This window comes from Nocardioides aequoreus (assembly GCF_000720335.1).
Classification (GTDB): domain Bacteria; phylum Actinomycetota; class Actinomycetes; order Propionibacteriales; family Nocardioidaceae; genus Marmoricola; species Marmoricola aequoreus.
Window position 1 is genome coordinate 349,480 of sequence record NZ_JOJN01000002.1, and the last position, 18,565, is coordinate 368,044.

19 protein-coding genes are annotated in these 18,565 nt (G+C 74.6%); 5 read left to right on the forward strand and 14 right to left on the reverse strand.

Features of this window, described 5'->3' with window-relative positions:
• Positions 1-16 precede the first annotated feature (16 nt).
• Together IG63_RS0104220 and IG63_RS0104225 are read left to right on the forward strand one after the other, a co-directional pair.
• The gene (locus IG63_RS0104220; RefSeq protein WP_030483133.1) at positions 17-937 is read left to right on the forward strand and encodes a L,D-transpeptidase family protein; all 921 of its coding nucleotides are present in this window, start codon (positions 17-19) and stop codon (positions 935-937) included.
• A gap of 18 nt (positions 938-955) precedes the next feature.
• Entirely contained in the window at positions 956-2,257 is a 1,302-nt protein-coding gene (locus tag IG63_RS0104225) for an isochorismate synthase (RefSeq protein WP_030483134.1), read from the forward strand.
• A gap of 20 nt (positions 2,258-2,277) precedes the next feature.
• Here IG63_RS0104225 and IG63_RS0104230 read toward each other — a convergent pair whose 3' ends face one another.
• Genes IG63_RS0104230 through IG63_RS0104255 form a run of 6 tightly spaced genes read right to left on the reverse strand, consistent with a single transcriptional unit; the run spans position 2,278 to position 8,905 of the window.
• Positions 2,278-2,853 (reverse strand): hypothetical protein, encoded by a 576-nt coding sequence (locus IG63_RS0104230; RefSeq protein ID WP_051706132.1) that lies wholly within the window; start codon positions 2,851-2,853, stop codon positions 2,278-2,280.
• A 5-nt stretch (positions 2,854-2,858) separates the two neighbouring features.
• Positions 2,859-3,503: an MBL fold metallo-hydrolase gene (locus IG63_RS0104235; RefSeq protein ID WP_030483136.1), complete on the reverse strand. Its 645-nt coding sequence runs from the start codon at positions 3,501-3,503 to the stop codon at positions 2,859-2,861.
• A gap of 22 nt (positions 3,504-3,525) precedes the next feature.
• Positions 3,526-5,406 carry a cation:proton antiporter domain-containing protein gene (locus tag IG63_RS0104240; RefSeq protein WP_030483137.1) on the reverse strand — a complete coding sequence of 627 codons (1,881 nt, stop codon included), beginning with the start codon at positions 5,404-5,406 and terminating at the stop codon, positions 3,526-3,528.
• 6 nt (positions 5,407-5,412) lie between these two features.
• Positions 5,413-7,017, reverse strand: a complete 1,605-nt coding sequence (menD, locus tag IG63_RS0104245; RefSeq protein ID WP_030483138.1) for a 2-succinyl-5-enolpyruvyl-6-hydroxy-3-cyclohexene-1-carboxylic-acid synthase — start codon at positions 7,015-7,017, stop codon at positions 5,413-5,415.
• Positions 7,014-7,946 (reverse strand): o-succinylbenzoate synthase, encoded by a 933-nt coding sequence (locus tag IG63_RS0104250; RefSeq protein ID WP_030483139.1) that lies wholly within the window; start codon positions 7,944-7,946, stop codon positions 7,014-7,016. Before IG63_RS0104250 ends, menD begins: the two co-directional genes overlap by 4 nt.
• Positions 7,943-8,905 carry an AMP-binding enzyme gene (locus IG63_RS0104255; RefSeq protein WP_245604311.1) on the reverse strand — a complete coding sequence of 321 codons (963 nt, stop codon included), beginning with the start codon at positions 8,903-8,905 and terminating at the stop codon, positions 7,943-7,945. Before IG63_RS0104255 ends, IG63_RS0104250 begins: the two co-directional genes overlap by 4 nt.
• A gap of 151 nt (positions 8,906-9,056) precedes the next feature.
• On the opposite strand from IG63_RS0104255, the gene IG63_RS0104260 reads away from it, so the two are divergent.
• On the forward strand, positions 9,057-9,953 hold the full coding sequence (locus IG63_RS0104260) for a 1,4-dihydroxy-2-naphthoate polyprenyltransferase (RefSeq protein WP_030483141.1): 897 nt from the start codon (positions 9,057-9,059) through the stop codon (positions 9,951-9,953).
• On the opposite strand, the gene IG63_RS21280 is transcribed toward IG63_RS0104260, so the two are convergent.
• A complete protein-coding gene (locus IG63_RS21280) occupies positions 9,954-10,298 on the reverse strand; it encodes a hypothetical protein (RefSeq protein ID WP_051706133.1) in 345 nt (114 codons plus the stop codon). It abuts the gene before it with no gap.
• A 50-nt stretch (positions 10,299-10,348) separates the two neighbouring features.
• Between IG63_RS21280 and IG63_RS0104270 the strand changes: the two genes are divergently transcribed.
• Complete coding sequence (locus IG63_RS0104270; protein WP_030483143.1) at positions 10,349-10,609, forward strand: DUF4229 domain-containing protein; 261 nt, start codon at positions 10,349-10,351, stop codon at positions 10,607-10,609.
• A gap of 61 nt (positions 10,610-10,670) precedes the next feature.
• Here the strand turns inward: IG63_RS0104270 and IG63_RS23790 are convergent, their stop codons facing one another.
• The 7 genes from IG63_RS23790 to hemL are packed head-to-tail and all read right to left on the reverse strand — an operon-like array spanning position 10,671 to position 16,978.
• Complete coding sequence (locus tag IG63_RS23790; protein ID WP_281174263.1) at positions 10,671-10,805, reverse strand: hypothetical protein; 135 nt, start codon at positions 10,803-10,805, stop codon at positions 10,671-10,673.
• A 37-nt stretch (positions 10,806-10,842) separates the two neighbouring features.
• The gene (gene ccsB / locus IG63_RS0104280; protein ID WP_036194382.1) at positions 10,843-11,841 is read right to left on the reverse strand and encodes a c-type cytochrome biogenesis protein CcsB; all 999 of its coding nucleotides are present in this window, start codon (positions 11,839-11,841) and stop codon (positions 10,843-10,845) included.
• Complete coding sequence (gene resB / locus IG63_RS0104285) at positions 11,838-13,505, reverse strand: cytochrome c biogenesis protein ResB (protein WP_030483145.1); 1,668 nt, start codon at positions 13,503-13,505, stop codon at positions 11,838-11,840. Before resB ends, ccsB begins: the two co-directional genes overlap by 4 nt.
• Positions 13,505-14,260 carry a cytochrome c biogenesis CcdA family protein gene (locus tag IG63_RS0104290; protein ID WP_030483146.1) on the reverse strand — a complete coding sequence of 252 codons (756 nt, stop codon included), beginning with the start codon at positions 14,258-14,260 and terminating at the stop codon, positions 13,505-13,507. The genes resB and IG63_RS0104290 overlap by 1 nt, the downstream gene beginning before the upstream one ends.
• A 32-nt stretch (positions 14,261-14,292) precedes the next feature.
• Positions 14,293-14,859: a TlpA disulfide reductase family protein gene (locus IG63_RS0104295; RefSeq protein WP_030483147.1), complete on the reverse strand. Its 567-nt coding sequence runs from the start codon at positions 14,857-14,859 to the stop codon at positions 14,293-14,295.
• On the reverse strand, positions 14,856-15,566 hold the full coding sequence (locus tag IG63_RS0104300) for a histidine phosphatase family protein (protein ID WP_030483148.1): 711 nt from the start codon (positions 15,564-15,566) through the stop codon (positions 14,856-14,858). The genes IG63_RS0104295 and IG63_RS0104300 overlap by 4 nt, the downstream gene beginning before the upstream one ends.
• The gene (gene hemL, locus IG63_RS0104305; protein WP_036194385.1) at positions 15,563-16,978 is read right to left on the reverse strand and encodes a glutamate-1-semialdehyde 2,1-aminomutase; all 1,416 of its coding nucleotides are present in this window, start codon (positions 16,976-16,978) and stop codon (positions 15,563-15,565) included. The genes IG63_RS0104300 and hemL overlap by 4 nt, the downstream gene beginning before the upstream one ends.
• A 264-nt stretch (positions 16,979-17,242) precedes the next feature.
• Between hemL and IG63_RS21285 the strand changes: the two genes are divergently transcribed.
• Entirely contained in the window at positions 17,243-18,565 is a 1,323-nt protein-coding gene (locus IG63_RS21285; RefSeq protein ID WP_157210014.1) for a lytic transglycosylase domain-containing protein, read from the forward strand.

An 18,565-nucleotide genomic window follows, 5' to 3' on the forward strand; every position in this document is an offset into this window, starting at 1 on the left:
GGTGAGGATGGTCCCCATGTCCCGCACCTTCCCCTGGGGCACCTCGGTGATGGTCGCGCTGGTGCTCCTCGCCACCAGTGCCGTCGGCTTCACGCTCTCCCACCGGGTGGGCGACGCCTCCGCACAGGCGGCCGCGCCCGGTGAGACGTCCAGCGCCTCCCCGACCCCGACGAGCCTTGCGACGACACCGGACACCGCTCCGGTGCGCACACCGGAGCGGTGGAGCGGCACCCGCGCGACGGCGCGGCCGGCACCCCTGCCCGCCGTGCGGCCGTACGCCGTCCCGGCGCCGGGGCCGCGGCTGCTCGGACCTGGCGACGACTCCGCCGAGGTCAGGGAGCTGCAGTCGCGGCTGCGCCAGATCGCCTGGGTCTACGGCGACGTCGACGACCGCTACGACGACACGCTCGCCGAGGCGGTGCGCGGCTTCCAGGAGAAGCGCCGCATCGCCGAGACGGGCTACGTCGACCAGCGCACCATGGACCGGCTGCTCGCGATGACGCGGGAGCCCACGGCCGACGAGCTGGCCAACCGCTTCCCCGGCGACGTCGAGACCGACGCCGGCCTCGACCCGCGCTGCCTCACCGGCCGGGTGCTGTGTGTCGACAAGGCCAGCAGCACGCTGCGCTGGGTCGTCGACGGCCAGGTGCTCCGCACGCTGGCGGTGCGCTTCGGCTCGGAGTTCACCCCGACCCGCGAGGGCCGCTTCTCGGTGGGCTGGAAGTCGCGCGACCACGTCTCGTCGCTCTACGACACCCCCATGCCCTTCGCGATGTTCTTCTCCGGCGGGCAGGCCGTGCACTACTCGGCCGACTTCGCCGCCACGGGCTACGCCGGGGCCTCGCACGGCTGCGTCAACGTGCGCGACCTGCCGGGGATCACCTGGCTCTTCGACCAGGTGCGGGTGGGCGACGCGGTGGTCGTCTACTGGTCGTGAGGTCGTAGAGTCGCTCGCGTGACGAGCGACCGGGTCTCCCAGGCGCCGGCCGCCCGCCTCGTGGCCCGCACCGTCGAGCTCGACGTGGCCTCGCTGCCCGAGGACCTGCTCACGCTGCTGCCCGTCCCCGGACCCGGCGAGCAGCCCACGGCCTGGTTGCGCCGCGGCGAGGGCATCGTCGCGTGGGGCGAGGCGGCCCGCGCCGACACCGCGGGGCCGCAGCGCTTCGAGACGGCCGCGGAGTGGTGGCGCGAGACCGCGACCACGGCGGTGGTGCGCGACGACGTCGACCTGCCGGGCTCCGGGCTGGTGTGCCTGGCGAGCTTCGGCTTCGCCGACGAGCCGGGCGACAGCGTGCTCGTCGTGCCGCACGTGGTCGTCGGACGACGCGGTGGCCGGGCCTGGCTCACCGTCACGGCTCCCGACGAGCTCGCCCCGCTGCCGTCGCTCGCCCCCGCGACGGAGCCACCGTCGCCGCGCGGGCTGACCTTCGCCGACGGCGCGATGAGCGGGGCCGCGTGGGAGACGGTCGTCGCCGAGGCCGTGGCGCGGATCGGCTCGGGCGACCTGGAGAAGGTGGTGCTGGCCCGCGACCTGCTCGCCACGCTCGACGACGACCTCGACGTCCGCTGGCCGCTGCGGCGCCTGGCCGCCGACTATCCGATGTGCTGGACCTTCCACGTCGACGGCCTCCTCGGCGCCACCCCCGAGCTGCTGGTGCGCCGCGAGCGCGGGCTGATCACCTCCCGCGTGCTGGCCGGCACCATCCGCCGCACCGGCGACGTCTCGCGCGACGCCGCCCTCGCGGGGCAGCTCGCCCGGTCGTCGAAGGACCTCGAGGAGCACGAGTACGCCGTGCGCTCGGTGGCCGAGTCGCTGGCGCCGTACTGCTCCTCGACCAACGTGCCGGAGGTGCCCTTCGTGCTGCACCTGCCCAACGTGATGCACCTGGCCACCGACGTCACGGGGGTCACCCACGACCACGACGCCGGCGGCGAGCACGACCCTGCGGCGCTGTTGCTGCTCGCCTCGGCGCTGCACCCCTCGGCCGCCGTCGGCGGCACCCCGACGGACGCCGCGGTCGCGCTGATCACCGAGCTCGAGGGCATGCACCGCGACCGCTACGCCGCCCCCGTCGGCTGGCTCGACGCCCACGGCGACGGCGAGCTCGGCATCGCACTGCGCTCGGCCCACGTCTCCGGCCGCACGGTGCGGCTCTTCGCCGGCTGCGGCATCGTCGCCAGCTCCGACCCCGAGGCCGAGCTCGCCGAGGCCCAGGCCAAGTTCCTGCCCGTGCGCGACGCCCTCTCCGGCGCGTAGCCGCAGCCCCTGTCGACGGGTCAGCGGCGGCGGTCGGGGGCCAGGTGGGAGAGGTGGATGGGGGCGGGGTCGGGCTCGTCGAGCCGGACCTCCTCGTGCTCGCGCTCGCGCACGGCGCGCTTGATCTGCTGCAGGTTGTTGCGCAGCAGGTCGGAGACGAGCTCGTCCATCCGGGGGTCGCCGAGCATCTCGATCAGCACCCGCAGCGTGGTCTCGGTGACCTGGCCGACGATGGCGTCGTAGCCGGGCAGCCGGTTGACCACCCGCGACGCGGGGTCGTCGCGGACCTTCTCGCGGACCAGCTCGATGAGCTCGTCGTGGTTCTCCACGAGGGCGGCCGAGATGTTCTTGGTGTAGTGGCCGGTGGCGATGACGTCGGCGACCTCGTCGAGCACCGCCACCGTGATCGGCCGCTTGACCACGTCGATCGCCCGCTCGCGGACCCTGTTGATGCGGCGGATGACCCACGGGGTGCGCAGGCCGCGGCGCACCAGGGCCCGGGTCAGCAGGCCCGAGACCACGAGAAGCACCAGCAGCACGAGCAGCGTGAGCCAGACCAGCTCGCTCACCGAGAGGCCGCGCAGCCACTCGACCACGCGCGTCAGACCTCCACGTCGGCGCCGGGCGCGAGCCGGGCGTAGCTGCCGCCCTGCTCGCCGAGGAAGCGCTCCAGGTGGCTGGTGACGACCTTGTGGCCGGTCTCGCTGTAGATCGCGTCGTGGATGCCGACGTTGCGCGGTGCCGCCACCGCCACGGCGAAGTCGATCGCCTCGGAGATCTTCAGCCAGGGCGCGCTGACCGGGAGCAGCAGCAGGTCGACCGGGCGGTCGGGCACGGTGAGGGCGTCGCCGGGGTGGAAGACGGTCGTGCCCTCGACGTCGACGAGGAAGCCGCTGTTGTCGAAGTGCGGCAGGGCGGGGTGGATCACGGCGTGCTTCTCGCCGACCACCTCGACGGGGACGCCGAGGTCGAGCCGGTCACCGGGACGGACGACGCTGAGCCGGTCGTCGAGCCCTGCGTCGGCGCTGCGCACCTGCTCGGCGACGGCCGCGATGGTGTGCACCGGAGCCTCGGCACGGCGCAGGTGGTCCACGGTCCAGTGGTCGGGGTGCTCGTGGGTCACCAGCACCGCGGTCGCGCCCTCGACCGCCTCGTCCTGCTCGGTGAAGGCCCCGGGGTCGATCACCAGGACGGTGTCCCCCGACTCGATCCGCACGCAGGCATGGCCGAACTTGGTGATCCGCATGGGGAGGAGCGTAGCCAGCCGGTCAGCCGGTGAGCTGGTCGACGAAGCACCAGCGCCAGTCCTCGCCGGGCTCCGCCGAGCGCATCACCTCGTGGCCGCTGTGCTGGAAGTGGCGCGAGGCGTGCCGCTCCGGGGAGGAGTCGCAGCACGCGACGTGGCCGCAGCGCACGCACATCCGCAGATGGACCCAGGCGGTGCCCTCGCGGCGGCAGTCGCCGCACTCCCCCGGGGTGTCGGGGGAGACGGCGGGAGGGACCTGCCGGAGGTGCTCGCAGTCGCCCTCCAGGTGCGTCGCCGTCGCGGCGTGCACACGGTCGCGCTCGGCCACGCTGTAGGCCAGCATCGACTCCTCGACGTCGAGCATGGCCAGGACCTCGGCCACCACCTCGTGCGGCACCGTGCCGGTGCTGCGCACCTCCAGCACCGCCGACCGCTCGACGTCGATCATCTCCTGGCGCCAGCGGGCGTAGATGTCGCTGGGGTTCTCCTGCTGCTGCGGCCCGACCCGCTCCCACGCGGCGAAGTCGCGCCGCTCGACCTTGTCGCGGATGGTGTCGGCGACGTGGTGCGGGTCGTCGACGGCGAGCTCCTCGAGTCGTGCCAGGCCCGCCTGCGAGGCCCGGTGGAGCAGGGTGGCGCGGGCCAGGGCGTCGGACGCCGGGTCGGGCGAGGGCGCCTGCAGCCGCCGCGCCACCCAGGGCAGGGTCGCGCCCTGCCCCAGCAGGGTGCCGAAGGCGACGGTGAAGGCGACCAGCAGGAGCACGTCGCGGTAGGGCGTGTCCTCGGGGATCACGAAGGCCGCCGCGAGCGTGACCACGCCGCGCATGCCGGCCCAGCCGACGAGGAAGGTGAAGCTGCGCGGTGGCTTGCGGCCGCTGGGCAGCCGCGTCATGAGGAGCATCCGGGAGCCGAAGACCCACGCGAGCCGCACCACCACCACCGCGACCAGCGTGGCCGCGCAGACGGTGAGCACACGTCCGGGGGCGGCCTCGCCCCCGAAGGCGTCGCGGATGATGGTGTCGGCCTGCAGGCCGATCAGCAGGAAGACCGCGCTCTCGAGCAGGAACTGGATGCTGCGCCAGTTGATGCTCTCCGCGATCCGCGACTGCGCGCGCTGCAGCACGGGGGCCCGGTGCCCCAGCAGCAGCCCGACCACGACCACCGCGACCACGCCGCTCGGGTGGCTGTAGTGGTCGGGGGCGGTCGGCACGTGGATCTCCTCCGCCGCGACGTACGCCGCGAAGGGCGTCACCAGGCCGAGCGCGGTGTCGATCGGCACCAGGGTGACGTGGCGGCGCGCCGACCCGATGACGAGGTAGAAGAGCAGGCCGACGGCGACGCCGCCCACCGCGGCGACCAGGAAGTCGAGCCCGACCACGCACCACGCCAGCGAGGCGATCCCCGCGGCGATCGCGGTGTTGAGCGCCACGAGGGCGGTCGCGTCGTTGAGCAGCGACTCGCCCTCCAGGATGGTCACGACGCGCCGCGGCAGCCCGATCCGGCGGCCGATGGCCGTGGCCGCCACCGCGTCCGGCGGCGCCACGACGGCGCCGATCGCGAGCGCCGCCGGCCACCCGACCCCGGGCAGCAGGGCGTGCACGACCACGCCCACCGCGACCGTGGTCGCGATCACGAGGCCCACCGAGAGCAGCAGGATCGCGCGCCGGTTGGCGTTGAAGTCGACGAGGCTGGTCTGCTGCGCGGCGGCGTACAGCAGCGGCGGCAGCAGGCCGAAGAGCACCACCTCGGGCTCGAGCGCGACCTCCGGCACGAAGGGCAGGTAGGACGCCGCCACCCCGACCACCGTGAGCACCAGCGGGGTCGGCAGGTCGGCACGCTCGCACAGGCTCGTGACGACCACGACCACCACGACGATGGCGACGAGCAGGACGACGAGGTGCACGAGAAATCAACCTGCCAGGGTGCGCAGTGATTCCTCTAGTGCTCGACGGTCCTGTCTGGACAGCCTCACCTCGACCACCTCGACGCCGCCGTTGGGGCTGGCCAGTGCGTGCTCGAGCTCGGCGCGGCTCCCGACGCGCCAGTGGGGGGTGCGCGTGGCGGCGCACAGCGCGGCCAGGTCGACGCCGTGCGGGGTGCCGAAGAGCCGCTCGAAGCGGTCGGCGTACGCCGGGGCGCCCTGCTCCAGCGTGGCGAAGATCGAGCCGCCGTCGTCGTTGGCCACCACGACGGTGAGGTCGGGACGCGGCTCGTCGGGCCCGAGCACCAGGCCGGTCATGTCGTGCAGGAAGGTCACGTCGCCGACGTACGCCGTGGCGCGCGACGAGCGCGGCCGCCCCAGGGCGGCGCCGACGGCGGTGGAGACGGTGCCGTCGATGCCGGCCAGGCCGCGGTTGGCCAGCACCATCCGCCGCTGCCCTACGGGGTGGGCGCCGGCCATCAGGTCGAGGTCGCGGATCGGGTTGCTGGCCCCCACCACGAGCAGGCCGCCCGGCGGGTTGGCGGCGTCGACCACCTGGGCGACCTCGTGCGGGGTGAGACCGGGACGTCGTCGGAGCAGGTCGTCGACCCGGGCGGCGAGCTCGCGGTCGGCGGTCCGCCAGCGCTCCAGCCAGGCGGGGTCGTCAGGCGCGGCGGTGAGCGCGCGCTGGCTGGCCGCGACGGGGAAGGGCCGGGCCGGCCAGCGGCCCGCCGCCGGGATCTCGACCACCTCGACGTCGTCGCGGGCCAGCAGCCGCAGGACGGGCCGGCTCAGCGTCGGGTGCCCCGCGACCACGACACGCTCGACCTCCCCCGCGAGCGCGGTCGTCAGGAGCAGCCGGTAGCAGCGCAGCGCGTGGGTGCCGGTGCGGGAGCCCGAGCTGGGCTCGGCCAGGAGCGGCCACCCGGCACGCTCCGCCAGCATCCGCGCCGGCGGCCCGGCGTCGTCGCCGGCCACCACGACCGTGCGCGGCCCGAGCGGCATCTCGACGGGGCCGGCGTCGACGTGCCAGGGGTGCGGGCGCGGCGCGGGACGCCCGACCGGGGCCGCGAGGAGGGGCATGCCCTCGGCGGGCGGCACCAACGGGTCGTCCAGCTGCACGTTGAGGTGCAGGGGGCCCCGCTCCGGCACGTCGAGGTCGCGGGGGGCGTCGAGGTCGAGGCAGGGGGCGGCGTCGCCGAAGAGCCCGACCTGGTCGGTGGTCTGGTTGGCGCCGGTGCCGCGCAGCCGGGCGGGGCGGTCGGCGGTGACGACCACGAGCGGCACCCCCGCGTGGGCGGCCTCGAGCACGGCGGGGTGCAGGTTGGCGGCCGCGGTGCCGCTGGTGCACACCACGGGCACGGGCCGTCGCGAGGCCTTGGCCAGGCCGAGCGCGAGGAAGCCGGCCGTGCGCTCGTCGATCCGGGTGTGCAGGCGCAGCGGGGCGTCGGCCAGCGCGAAGGCCAGCGGCGCGTTGCGCGACCCCGGGCAGAGCACGGCGTCGGTGGCTCCGGCGGCGAGCAGCCCGTCGACCACGGCGACGGCCAGGCGCTGCGCCCCCGGCGCCGGGAAGCCCTCCGGCTCGGTGCTCACGCCGTCACCTCCGCGCCCACGCGCGCGAGGCGCGCCTCCCAGTGCTGCCGCCGCCCGGCGGGCGCCGCGACCGCCTCGAGCCGGTCGGGACGCACCGCCCGCACGGGCAGCCGGCCGTCGACGGGCAGCAGCGGCTCGCTGGTGACGTCGTCGGTCAGCAGCTGCACCGTCGCGAGGCCGCAGGCGTGCTCGAGGGTGGGCAGGGCCGCCGCCAGGGCGACGCCCATCGCGATGCCGACGCTGCTCTCGACCGCGCTGGAGACCACCACGGGCAGGCCGATGTCCTCGGCGATCCGCAGGCAGGCGCGCACGCCGCCCAGCGGCTGCACCTTGAGCACCGCGACGTCGGCGGCCTCGAGGTCGCGCACCCGGTAGGGGTCGGCGGCGCGGCGGATCGACTCGTCGGCGGCGATGGGGACGTCGGTGCGGCGACGCACGGCGGCCAGCTCCTCGACCGCGGCGCACGGCTGCTCGACGTACTCCAGCCCGCCGGCGGCGCGCTCGAGCACGCGGATGCGCTCGACGGCGGTGTCGACGTCCCAGGCGCCGTTGGCGTCGATGCGCACCAGGCCGTCGCCGATCGCCTCGCGCACCGCCTCGAGCCGGGCCTCGTCCTCGCCCGGGTCCTGCCCCGGCTCGGCGACCTTGACCTTCGCCGTGCGGCAGCCCCCGGCGCGCACGATCGCGGCAGCCCGCTCGGGGTCGCAGGCGGGCACGGTCACGTTGACCGGCACCTCCGCGCGCAGCGGCGCGGGGAAGCCCTCGTCGGCCGCCTCGCGCGCGGCGGCGAGCCACGGCCGCGCGACCGCGTCGTCGTACTCCAGGAAGGGGCTCCACTCCCCCCAGCCGGCGTCGCCACGCAGCAGCAGCCCCTCGCGCTCGGTGAGGCCGCGGAAGCGGGTGCGCAGCGGGATCGAGTAGACGCTCACGCGAGCGCTCGCAGGGCCGCGCGGTCGGGCTTGCCGTTGGGGAGCAGCGGCACGGCGTCGAGCCGCACCCACTGCTTGGGGCGCCACTCGCGCGGGGCCACCGTGGCCGCCAGCTCGGCCTCGGGCACCCCGTCGGCCACGCAGAAGGCCACCACCCGCTCGCCCCACTCCTCGTCGGGCACGCCGAGCACGACCACCTCGCTCACGGCGGGGTGCGTGGCGAGCATCCGCGCGACCGCGGTGGCGGGCACGTTGAGGCCCCCGCTGAGCACGACGTCGTCGCGGCGGCCCGTCACCCGCAGCCGGCCGTCGACGACCTCGCCGAGGTCGTCGGTGCGCAGCCAGCCCTCGTCGTACGCCGCGGCGGTGCGCTCCGGCTCGCCCTCGTAGCCGTCGAAGAGCACCGGCCCGCGCAGCTGCACCTCGCCGTCGCGCACCCGCACCTCGACGCCGTCGAGCGGCACGCCGTCGTAGACGCAGCCGCCGCAGGTCTCGCTCATGCCGTAGGTCTGCACGACCCGGACGCCGCCGGCCTCGGCCTCGGCCCGCACCCCGGCGTCGAGCGGCCCGCCCCCCACTAGCACCGCGTCGTACGCCGCCGGGCCGGGATCGCGCTCGCGCACCGCCCGCACCAGCTGGGTCGGCACCAGCGAGGTGTAGCGCCGGTCGCCGCCACCGCCGCGCAGGGTGCGGTAGAGCACCTGCAGGCCGGCGACGTAGGTGGGCGGCAGGTCGAGCTCCCAGGTGCCCGGGCCGCCGAGCCGGGCGTGGGTCGCGTCGGCGCTCGCCCGCATCGCTCGCCGCGAGAGCACCACGCGCTTGGGGCGGCCGGTGGAGCCCGAGGTCGCGACGACGAGTGGCTTTGGCTCCACGTCGGCGCTCTCCCACGCCTCCAGCAGCGTCCGCACCTGCGACGGCGTACCCGCCACGGGGCGCAGGCTGGCGTCGGGCTGGCTCACCCCGCCACCGTAGTCAGCCGCCGTCGGTGCCGGTTTCCCAGGTTCACCTGGGAATCCCGCTCCTCACACGCGTTGCAACCTGTGTGAAGTGCAGGAACCCCAGGTGAACCTGGGGAACCGGCAGCGCTCGGGCCCTGGCAGGATCCGGCCCATGGCCTCCCCCGCCCAGTGGCTCGCCGGCGCCCGACCGCGCACGCTCCCGGCGGCGGTGGCGCCGGTGCTCGCGGGCACGGGCGTGGCGCTGTGGGAGCGCGAGGCGGTGTGGTGGAAGGCGCTGCTGGCCCTCGCCGTGGCGCTGCTGCTCCAGGTCGGGGTCAACTACGCCAACGACTACTCCGACGGCATCCGCGGCACCGACGCCGACCGCGTCGGGCCGATGCGGCTGGTCGGGTCGGGAGTGGCGTCGCCGCGCGCGGTGAGGCTCGCCGCCCTCGCGGCCCTCGGCGCCGCCGGCGTCGTCGGCCTGGTGCTCGCCGCCACCACGTCCTGGTGGCTGGTGGCGGTGGGGGCGCTGTGCCTGGTCGCGGCCTGGTACTACACCGGCGGCAGCCGGCCCTACGGCTACGCCGGGCTCGGCGAGGTCATGGTCTTCGTCTTCTTCGGCCTGGTGGCGACCGTCGGCACGACGTACGTGCAGGCCGAGCGCTTCGTGCTCGGCTCGCTCTGGGCCGCCATCGGGGTGGGCGCGCTCACCTGCGCGATCCTGGTCGCCAACAACCTGCGCGACATCCCGACCGACCGCGAGGCCGGCAAGATGACGCTCGCGGTGCGCCTCGGCGACGAGCGCACCCGCCACCTCTACGGGCTGCTGCTCGACCTGGCCGCCGTCGTCCTCGTGGGGGTCGCGCTCACCACGAGCTGGTACGTGCTCCTCGCCCTCGCCGCGGCCGCCCCGGCCTTCCGCGCCCTCGACCTGGTGCTCGGCGAGAAGGCCACCGGGCCGGCCCTGGTGCCGGTGCTCCAGCACACCGGCGTCGCCACGCTGCTCTACGGCGCGGGCATCCTGCTCGGCTGCGGCCTCGGCGTGCTGCTGGCGACCTACGGCTGATCAGCTGGCGGTGGAGTCGGGCGCGCCGTCGTCGCGCTTCTCCGGCTCCTTGACCGGCGGCTGCTCCGCGTCGGGCGCCGCGGGCGGCGGGGTCGGCGGGACCTGGCCCTCGCCCTTGTCCTTCTTGGCCTCGCGCTCGCGGTGGCGGCGCTTGCGCTCCAGCTCGCGCAGGAAGTCCTCGTCGTCGTCGGGGCCGCGCGGCGCCCGGGGCGCCGGCCGGCCGCTCGCGCCACCGGCGGGACCACCGCCACCGCCGCGGCGGCGTACGGCGCGCCGCTCGAGCAGCCAGAACGCGGCGTAGACGACGACCGCGAGCAGCAGCAGGAAGATCACCAGCCGACCCATGCCCCCAGGGTAGGCGGGGACCGGTGACGTCTCCCCGATACCCTCGCAGGATGAGGGAGTTCGCCGTCTACACCGCGCTGCGGATGCTGCTGTTCGTCGCGACGTACGCCGTCATCGGCGGCATCGGCGTGCTGGTGTGGGGCCAGGGGACGCTGCTCGTCTCGTTCCTGCTCGCCGTCGTCGTCTCGGCCGTGCTCTCCGTGAAGCTGCTCAAGCGGCAGCGCGACGCCTTCGCGCTGAAGGTGCAGCGGCGCGCGGAGGCCGCCAGCTCCAAGATGGAGGAGCGGCGCTCACGCGAGGACGTCGACTAGCGACCCGGCAGCGGTCCAGCAGCGATCGTGCGCGACGGCGACCCCGGCGGGGTGGCGCCGCTCAGTGGCCCTTGCGCTTGAGCTGACGGGCCACCCGGGTCTCCGACTGGCCGAGCAGCTTGGCGAGCAGCGGCACCCGGAAGCGGTAGGCCGCTGCGCAGGCACCGACGATGAGCAGCAGCACGAGGAACCACATGGCTCCAGTGTGCCAGCACGGCCCTCGCGGTGACCCGCTACACCGTCGTGACGGAGGCGACCAGCTCGAGGGCGTAGGAGTGCTGGGAGCCGGAGCCGAAGAAGAAGTTGATGCCGATGAAGTTGAACCACAGCGTCGCCAGGCCGACCAGCGCGATCAGCGCCGCCGACCGGCCCTTCCAGCCCGACGTGGCCCTGGCGTGGAGGTAGGCGGCGTACACCACCCAGGTGATGAAGGCCCACACCTCCTTGGGGTCCCAGCCCCAGGCCCGGCCCCAGGCGTAGTGGGCCCAGATCGGGCCGGTGATCAGCGCGGCGAAGGTCCAGATCGGGAAGCCGAAGGCGTGGGTGCGGTAGGCGACCCGGTCGAGCACCGCGAGGCTGGGGAGCCGGGCGAGATAGCCGCCGCCCAGGGGCGCGCCGGCGGGGCGTCGCGACTCCCACCGCTCCTTGACCAGGTAGAGCAGCGAGCACATGCCACCGATGGTGAAGGCGCCCGTCGCGATGATGGCGGCGATGACGTGGATGACCAGCCAGGGCGACTGCAGCGAGTCCTGCAGCGGCACCACGGGCTCGTAGAGGGCGAGCACGTCGATCATCAGCGTGACCAGCACGAAGCCGGTGACGACCGGCGAGAGCCAGCCGAGCCGGTAGCGGCGGTAGAGCACCAGGTAGAGCACGGTGACCACGAGCGTGCCGGTGAGCGTGAACTCGTACATGTTGCCCCACGGCACCCGCTCGGGGTCGGCCGCGAGGCCGCGGGCCACCACCGCCAGCAGGTGCGCGGCGGCCGCCACGACCGTGAGCGCGACCCCGATGCGGCGCGCGCGCATCACCGGCTCCGCGTCGTCGTCGGGGTAGGCCGCGACCTGCTCGGTCGTCTCGGGCCCGCCCGCCGTCGCCAGCGTGCGCTCCTCGACGCTGACCCGGCGGCCGACGGCCCACTGGGCCATGTGCGCGAGGAACGCCAGGAAGTAGACGACCGCGCACGCGGCGACCGCCTGGTTGCTCAGCACCTCGAACTGCTCGTGCGTCACGGCGTCTGCTCCTGCGGGGTCTGCGGCGTGGGGGAAAGGCGCGTCACCAGGTCGTCGAGCTCACCGGAGAGGTCTCCGCCCGAGCTGCGGTCGAGGCCTGCGACGCTGACGAGCGTACGCCCGTCGTCGGTGCGCTCGGCCCGCACCCAGAGGCGTCGGGGCCGCACGTAGAGCGAGCCCAGCAGACCGAGCAGCGCCACGACCAGGCCGGCCAGGGCCAGCCCCTGGCCGGGGCGCTCGGCCACGTCGAGCTTCACGAAGCGCGAGAGCCCGTCGAAGCTGACGCTGCCGAGGCCGTCGGGCAGGTCGACGGTCTGGCCGAGGGCGAGGTCGACGCGCACCGGCTTGCCCTCGTCGTCGGTCAGCGGCTCGAGGGCGTCCTTGTCGAGCAGGTAGACCGACTGCGGCGAGCCGTCGTCCATGCCCAGGTCGCCGCCGTAGGCGAGCATCGAGACCACCGGGTTGCGGGCGTCGGGGAAGGCCGTGCCCGGCCCGCCGCCCTCGCCGCGGATGAAGAAGTAGGTGGGGTAGAACTCCCCCTCCAGCCCGATCTGCTGCCGCTCGCCGTCGGCGCCGGTGGCGTCGGGCACCCGCACCACCCCGAAGCTGCGGAAGGTGGTGTCCTCGGGCAGGAAGACCGTGGGTCCCGAGTACGCCACCGACCCGTCGTCGTTGCGCACCGTGATCTGCGGGGCGTAGCCGTGGCCGATCAGGAAGACGTCGGTGTCGTCGACCGAGAGCGGGTGGTTGACCGCGAGCTCGCGCTGCTCGGGCTCGGCGTCCGGGGAGGAGCGGTAGGTCACGTCGGCGCGGAACTGCGAGGCCATGCCGCGCTGGCGGCCCTCCTCGATGAAGGTGAGGTCGAAGTCGTCGATCGTGACGTCGAAGGGCTCGAGGTCGTCGGGGTCGAAGAAGGGACCCGCGCTGAACTCGTCGTAGCGGGTCAGCGTGTTGGCGAAGCCGTCGCCGGTGACCACCACGACGCTGCCGCGGAAGCCCCACAGCGAGCCCATCGCGACCCCGACCAGGACCACGATGATGGCGAGGTGGAAGACCAGGTTGCCGGCCTCGCGCAGGTAGCCGCGCTCGGCGGAGACCGAGCCGTCACCGGCCTCGTCGCTCGCGTCGTCGGTGGGACGGCGCAGCCGGTAGCGACGGGCGCGCAGCCGCTCCCGGGCCAGCCCGAGCACCTCCTCGGGGGCGGCGTCGGTGGTGAAGGACCGGTGGGCGGGGAGCCGGTCGAGGCGCCGCGGCGTGCGCGGGGGCTGGGCGCGCAGGCCGCGCCAGTAGACCCGGGTGCGCGGGACGATGCAGCCGACCAGCGAGACCATCAGCAGCATGTAGATGGCGGAGAACCACACCGAGTCGTAGACCGAGAAGAGGCCCAGCCACTCGTAGACGGGGGTGAGCCGGGGGTGGTCGGCCTGCCACTGCGCCACGCGGGTGGAGTCGACGCCCTCCTGCGGCACCACCGAGCCGGGCACGGCGGCCAGGGCGAGCAGGAAGAGCAGCAGCAGCGCGGTGCGCATCGACGTGAGCTGGCGCCAGGCCCAGCGCGCCAGCTCCCGGGGAGCCAGCGACGGCGGCTCCGAGGGCGGCGGCGCCGGGGCGGAGGACGACGCCCGGTGGTCGAGGTCGGTGTCGAGGCGGGTGTCGGGGGGCATCACACGCTCGTCTCGAAGTCGGCGGGGAACCACACCCGCAGCCAGCCGATGAGGTGGTCCCAGGCCCCGGTCACCAGCAGCAGCCCCACGGCCACCAGCATGACGCCCCCCACCACGGTGACGGCCCGCTGGTGCCGGCGCAGCCAGCCGATCCGGCCCAGCACGCGCCGGTAGGCGAGCGCGGCGACGACGAAGGGGGCGCCGAGCCCCAGGCAGTAGAAGAGCGTCAGCAGCGCGCCGCGACCCGCCGAGGCCTCGTTGTAGCTCAGCGTCAGCACGGCGCTCAGCGTGGGCCCGATGCAGGGCGTCCAGCCGAGACCGAAGAGCACGCCGAGCAGCGGCGCCGCCGCCACCCCGACGTACGGCGCCCCGTGGACGCGGACGTCGCGCTGCGCCCAGGGCACCGCCCCGATGAAGACCAGCCCGAGCACGATGGTGAGCGCGCCGAGCACGATGGTGATCGGCTCGCGGTACTCCCAGAGCCACTCGCCGACGGCCCCGATGAAGGTGCCGAGGGAGACGAAGACGAAGGAGAAGCCGAGCACGAAGAGCAGCGAGCCCGCCAGCAGCCGGCCGCGGCTGGCGTTGCCCTCGGCCAGGTCGGCGCCGGAGAGGCCGGTGGCGTAGGAGAGGTAGCCGGGCAGCAGCGGCACCACGCAGGGGCTGAAGAAGGAGACGAGTCCCGCGAGCAGGGCCACGGGGATCGCGAGCAGCAGCGAGCCGGAGTAGGCCTGGGTGGCGAACCACTCGCCCAGGCCGTCGAGCACGCCCACGGCGTACGCCGTCGTCACGCGCCGCCCTCCTGCACGTCCTCGACCAGCTGCACCAGCGTGCGCGCGCTCGGCACCTCGTCGAGGATGCGGGCCGCCACCCGGCCCTCGGCGTCGATGACCAGGGTGCTCGGGATCGCACTGGGCGGCAGCACGCCGGAGAAGGCGAGCATGGTGCGGCCGCTGGAGTCGTAGATGGAGGGGTAGGGCACCTCGAAGCGACGCTCGAAGGCCAGCGCCTGGTCACGGCTGGAGTCGCGCGTGTTGATGCCGAGGAAGGCGACGTCGCGGTCCTCCAGGTCGCGGGCGACCTCCGCGAGCAGCGGCGCCTCCTTGCGGCAGGGCGGGCACCAGGAGCCCCAGACGTTGACCACCACGACCTGCCCGGCGAAGTCGTCGAGCGAGACCTGCTCCCCCTGGAGCGTCTCCCCCTCCACGGCCCCGGGCGGCTCGCGGTCGGCGACCGCGACCCGGTCGATCAGCCCGGTGCTGCCGACGAAGCCCTGGTCGCCCGACGACGGGTTGTCCGAGCAGCCCACGAGCAGGAGCAGCCCGGCCACCACGAGCGCGGCCGTGCGCCTCATCGGTCGTCGCGCTCCCCCGGCTGCGCGGCGCGCTCCTCCTTGCCGCCCGAGGAGAAGGCCTTGCCGCGGTCGGCCACCGGGATCAGGTCGCCGGCCGGCTCGCTGTAGGCGACCTGGACCAGCCGGTCGCCCTCGAAGGTGAAGGACGTCAGCGAGCACAGCGAGCAGTGGCGCTTGCGCGGGTCGTGGAGGTAGGAGCGACCCTCGGCCGCCAGGCGCGCGGTCCAGATCGGGAGCTGGTGGGAGACGATGACGCCCTCGTGGCCCTCGACGCGCCGACGGACGTCGTCGACGGCCGCGCGCATCCGGGCCGCGATCTCCTTGTAGGGCTCGCCCCACGAGGGCTCCAGGGGGTTCCAGATGTGGCGCCATACGCCGGGGGCGCGCAGGATCGACCGGCGTACGCCGAAGCGCTGCCCCTCGAAGATCGAGCTGGACTCGATCACCCGGTCGTCGGTCTCGATCTCCAGGCCGCGGGCGTGGGCGAGCGGGGCGGCGGTCTCCTGCGCGCGCTCGAGCGGCGAGGAGACGATCAGGGTGATGTCGCGGTCGCCGATCCGGTCGGCGACGCGGTCGGCCATGCGGCGTCCGCGCGCGGAGAGGTGGTAGCCGTCGGCGCGGCCGTAGAGGATGCCGTCGGGGTTGTAGACCTCGCCGTGGCGCAGCAGGTGCACCGTGGTGCGGCCGTCACCGGAGAGCTGCGTCATCGCTGCCCACCCCCCGTCGTGACCTCGTCGTACGCCGCCGCGGCCGCGTCGCAGGCCGCCGGCAGCGCCCCGATCACGTGGTCGAGCGCCTCGTCATCGTGGGCGGCGGAGAGGAACCAGGCCTCGAAGGCGCTCGGCGGCAAGTAGACGCCCTGGTCGAGCATGGCGTGGAAGAAGGCGCGGTAGAGGCCGGTGTCCTGGGCGGACGCCGCCGCGAAGTCACGCACCGGGCCGGTCTCGACACCGAGGAAGACCGAGAACATGTTGCCGCCCGACTGCACCACGTGCGGGACCCCGGCCCGGGTCAGCCGGGCGCCGACCTCGGCCGAGAGGCGCGCGGCGGCGGCGTCGACGTGGGCGTAGACCTCGTCGGTGGCCAGGCGCAGGGTGGCGAGGCCGGCGGTGGTCGCCACCGGGTTGCCGGCCAGCGTGCCGGCCTGGTAGACGGGTCCGCCCGGCGACAGCATCGCCATCACGTCGGCGCGGCCGCCGAAGGCCGCGGCGGGGAAGCCGCCGCCCATGACCTTGCCGAAGGTGATCAGGTCGGGACGCCAGCCCTCGTGGGCGCCGTCGAGCCCCCACTGCCCCTGGCGGGAGACGCGGAAGCCGGTCATCACCTCGTCGCTGACCAGCAGCGCGCCGTGGCGGGCGCAGGTCTCGGCCAGGAAGGCGTTGAAGCCCGGCTCCGGCGGCACCACGCCCATGTTGCCGGGCGAGGCCTCCGTGACCAGGCAGGCGATCTCGCTGCCGCGCTCGGCGAAGAGCCGCTCCACCGCCGCGCGGTCGTTGTAGGGCAGCACCACGGTGGCCTCGACCGACGCGGCCGGGACGCCGGGCGTGCCGGCCACCGAGGTAGCGCGTCGTCCTGAGGAGCCGAGGGACGAGGTGTCTCGGAGGGTGGCGAGGCCGCTGCCGGCCTCGGCGAGCAGGGCGTCGACGTGGCCGTGGTAGCAGCCGGCGAACTTCACCACCACCTCCCGCCCGGTGAAGCCGCGGGCCAGCCGGATGGCCGACATGGTGGCCTCGGTGCCCGAGGAGACCAGCCGGACCTGCTCGATCGGCGTGCGCGCGACGATCTCCTCGGCGAGCTCGACCTCGCTGCGCGTGGGGGTGCCGTACGACGTGCCCCGCGCGACCGCCTCGGCCACCCGCGCCTGCACCTCGGGGTGGGCGTGACCCAGCAGCAGGGGTCCCCACGAGCAGATCAGGTCGACGTAGCGCCGCCCGTCGACGTCGGTGAGCCAGGCGCCCTCGCCGGAGGCCATGAAGCGCGGCGTGCCTCCCACCGCGTTGAAGGCGCGCACGGGCGAGTTGACCCCGCCCGGGGTCACGCGCTGCGCGCGCTCGAACCAGGCCGCCGAGACCTCGGGGACGACGGGGGCGTGCGGGACGACGCTGCTCTGCTCGGGCACCGCGCCATTGTCGCTGACCGCTCCACACCGCCGGACCTCCGGTGGGCGGCGCTCGGTGCACAGTCGTGCTACCGATGGGTAGAGAATGTCGCGGATCTGTAGCAGGCTGCCCGGTATCGCCGTATCTTGACCGGGTGGCGCGTCGGACGTGACCGGGCTCACACGAGGTTTCGACCGTGACCTTGTGAGGGAAGTCTCGTTGGACGCGACGACGCACCACTCGGGGACACGGTGCGATGAAGCACCAGGGGAGGAAGTAGCTCGATGCCGTCTGTCTTGTCCCGCCGCAGCAAGGCGATCACCCTTGCGCCGCTGGCGCTGATCTCGGGGGTGTGGACCGCCAGCCTGGTCGGCACCTCCGCGACCGCGGGCGGCACCCAGACCGCCGCGTCGCTGCCCGACGGCACCACCGTCCCCGCCGACGCCATCGAGGCGCCCGCCAGCGTGCCGGCCCCGGGCGTCATCGCCCCCGCCGTGCCCGAGGGAGCCGCCGACTCCGTGGTCTCCGGGGCCTCCGCCAACGGCATCCCCGCTCCCGCCCTGACGGCCTACCAGCGCGCGGGGCAGATCATCGGCGCCGCCGACGACTCCTGCCGGATGCCGTGGGAGCTGGTCGCGGCCATCGGCCGGGTCGAGTCCGACCACGGCCGCTACGGCGGCAACACGCTCAGCGACGAGGGCGTCAGCACGCCCGGCATCTACGGGATCGCGCTCGACGGCAGCAACGGCACCGCCGTCATCAACGACACCGACGGTGGCCTGCTCGACCAGGACGAGGTCTACGACCGCGCGGTCGGGCCGATGCAGTTCATCCCCTCCACCTGGCAGGTCGTCAAGGTCGACGCCGACGGCGACGGCGAGCGCAACCCGCAGGACCTCGACGACGCGGCCCTGGCGTCCTCGGTCTACCTCTGCTCCGGCGACGACGACCTCTCGACGCGGGCGGGCCAGGAGGCCGCGGTCTTCCGCTACAACCGCAGCGACGAGTACGTGCAGCTGGTGCTGCGCATCATGGAGGCCTACAGCTCCGGCGACTTCACCGCGGTGCCCTCCGGCACCCAGGCCGGCAACACCTTCACCCCCGACTACACCTCGAGCATCCGCGGCTCCTACCAGGCGCGCACTCAGCGGGTGCAGCGCGAGAAGGCGCTCCAGCGGGCCGAGCAGCGCCGCCGGCAGCAGGCCTCGAGCGGCTCCACGGGCGGCTCCGCAGGTGGCTCGACGGGCAGCACCGGCAGCGGCTCGACCGGCGGGACGACGGGCGGCCTGCCCGGCGTCGGCGGCTCCACCGGGGGCTCCACCGGCGGCTCGGGCTCGGGCGGCTCCACGGGCGGGTCGGCGGGCGGCACCGTGAAGAAGGGCGTCGACGACACCGTCAAGGGCGCCGCCGGCACCGTCAAGGAGACGGTGAAGGACACGACCGACGCCGTCGACGAGGCCACGGGCGGGGCGACCGAGCCGGTCACCGAGCCCGTCGAGGACGTCATCACCCGGGCCGAGGCCAAGGTGATCTGCCTCGGCAAGGGCATCAGCGCCCTCGACGTCGCGGCGCTGACCAAGTGCATCGACCAGACGGCGACCGGCTGA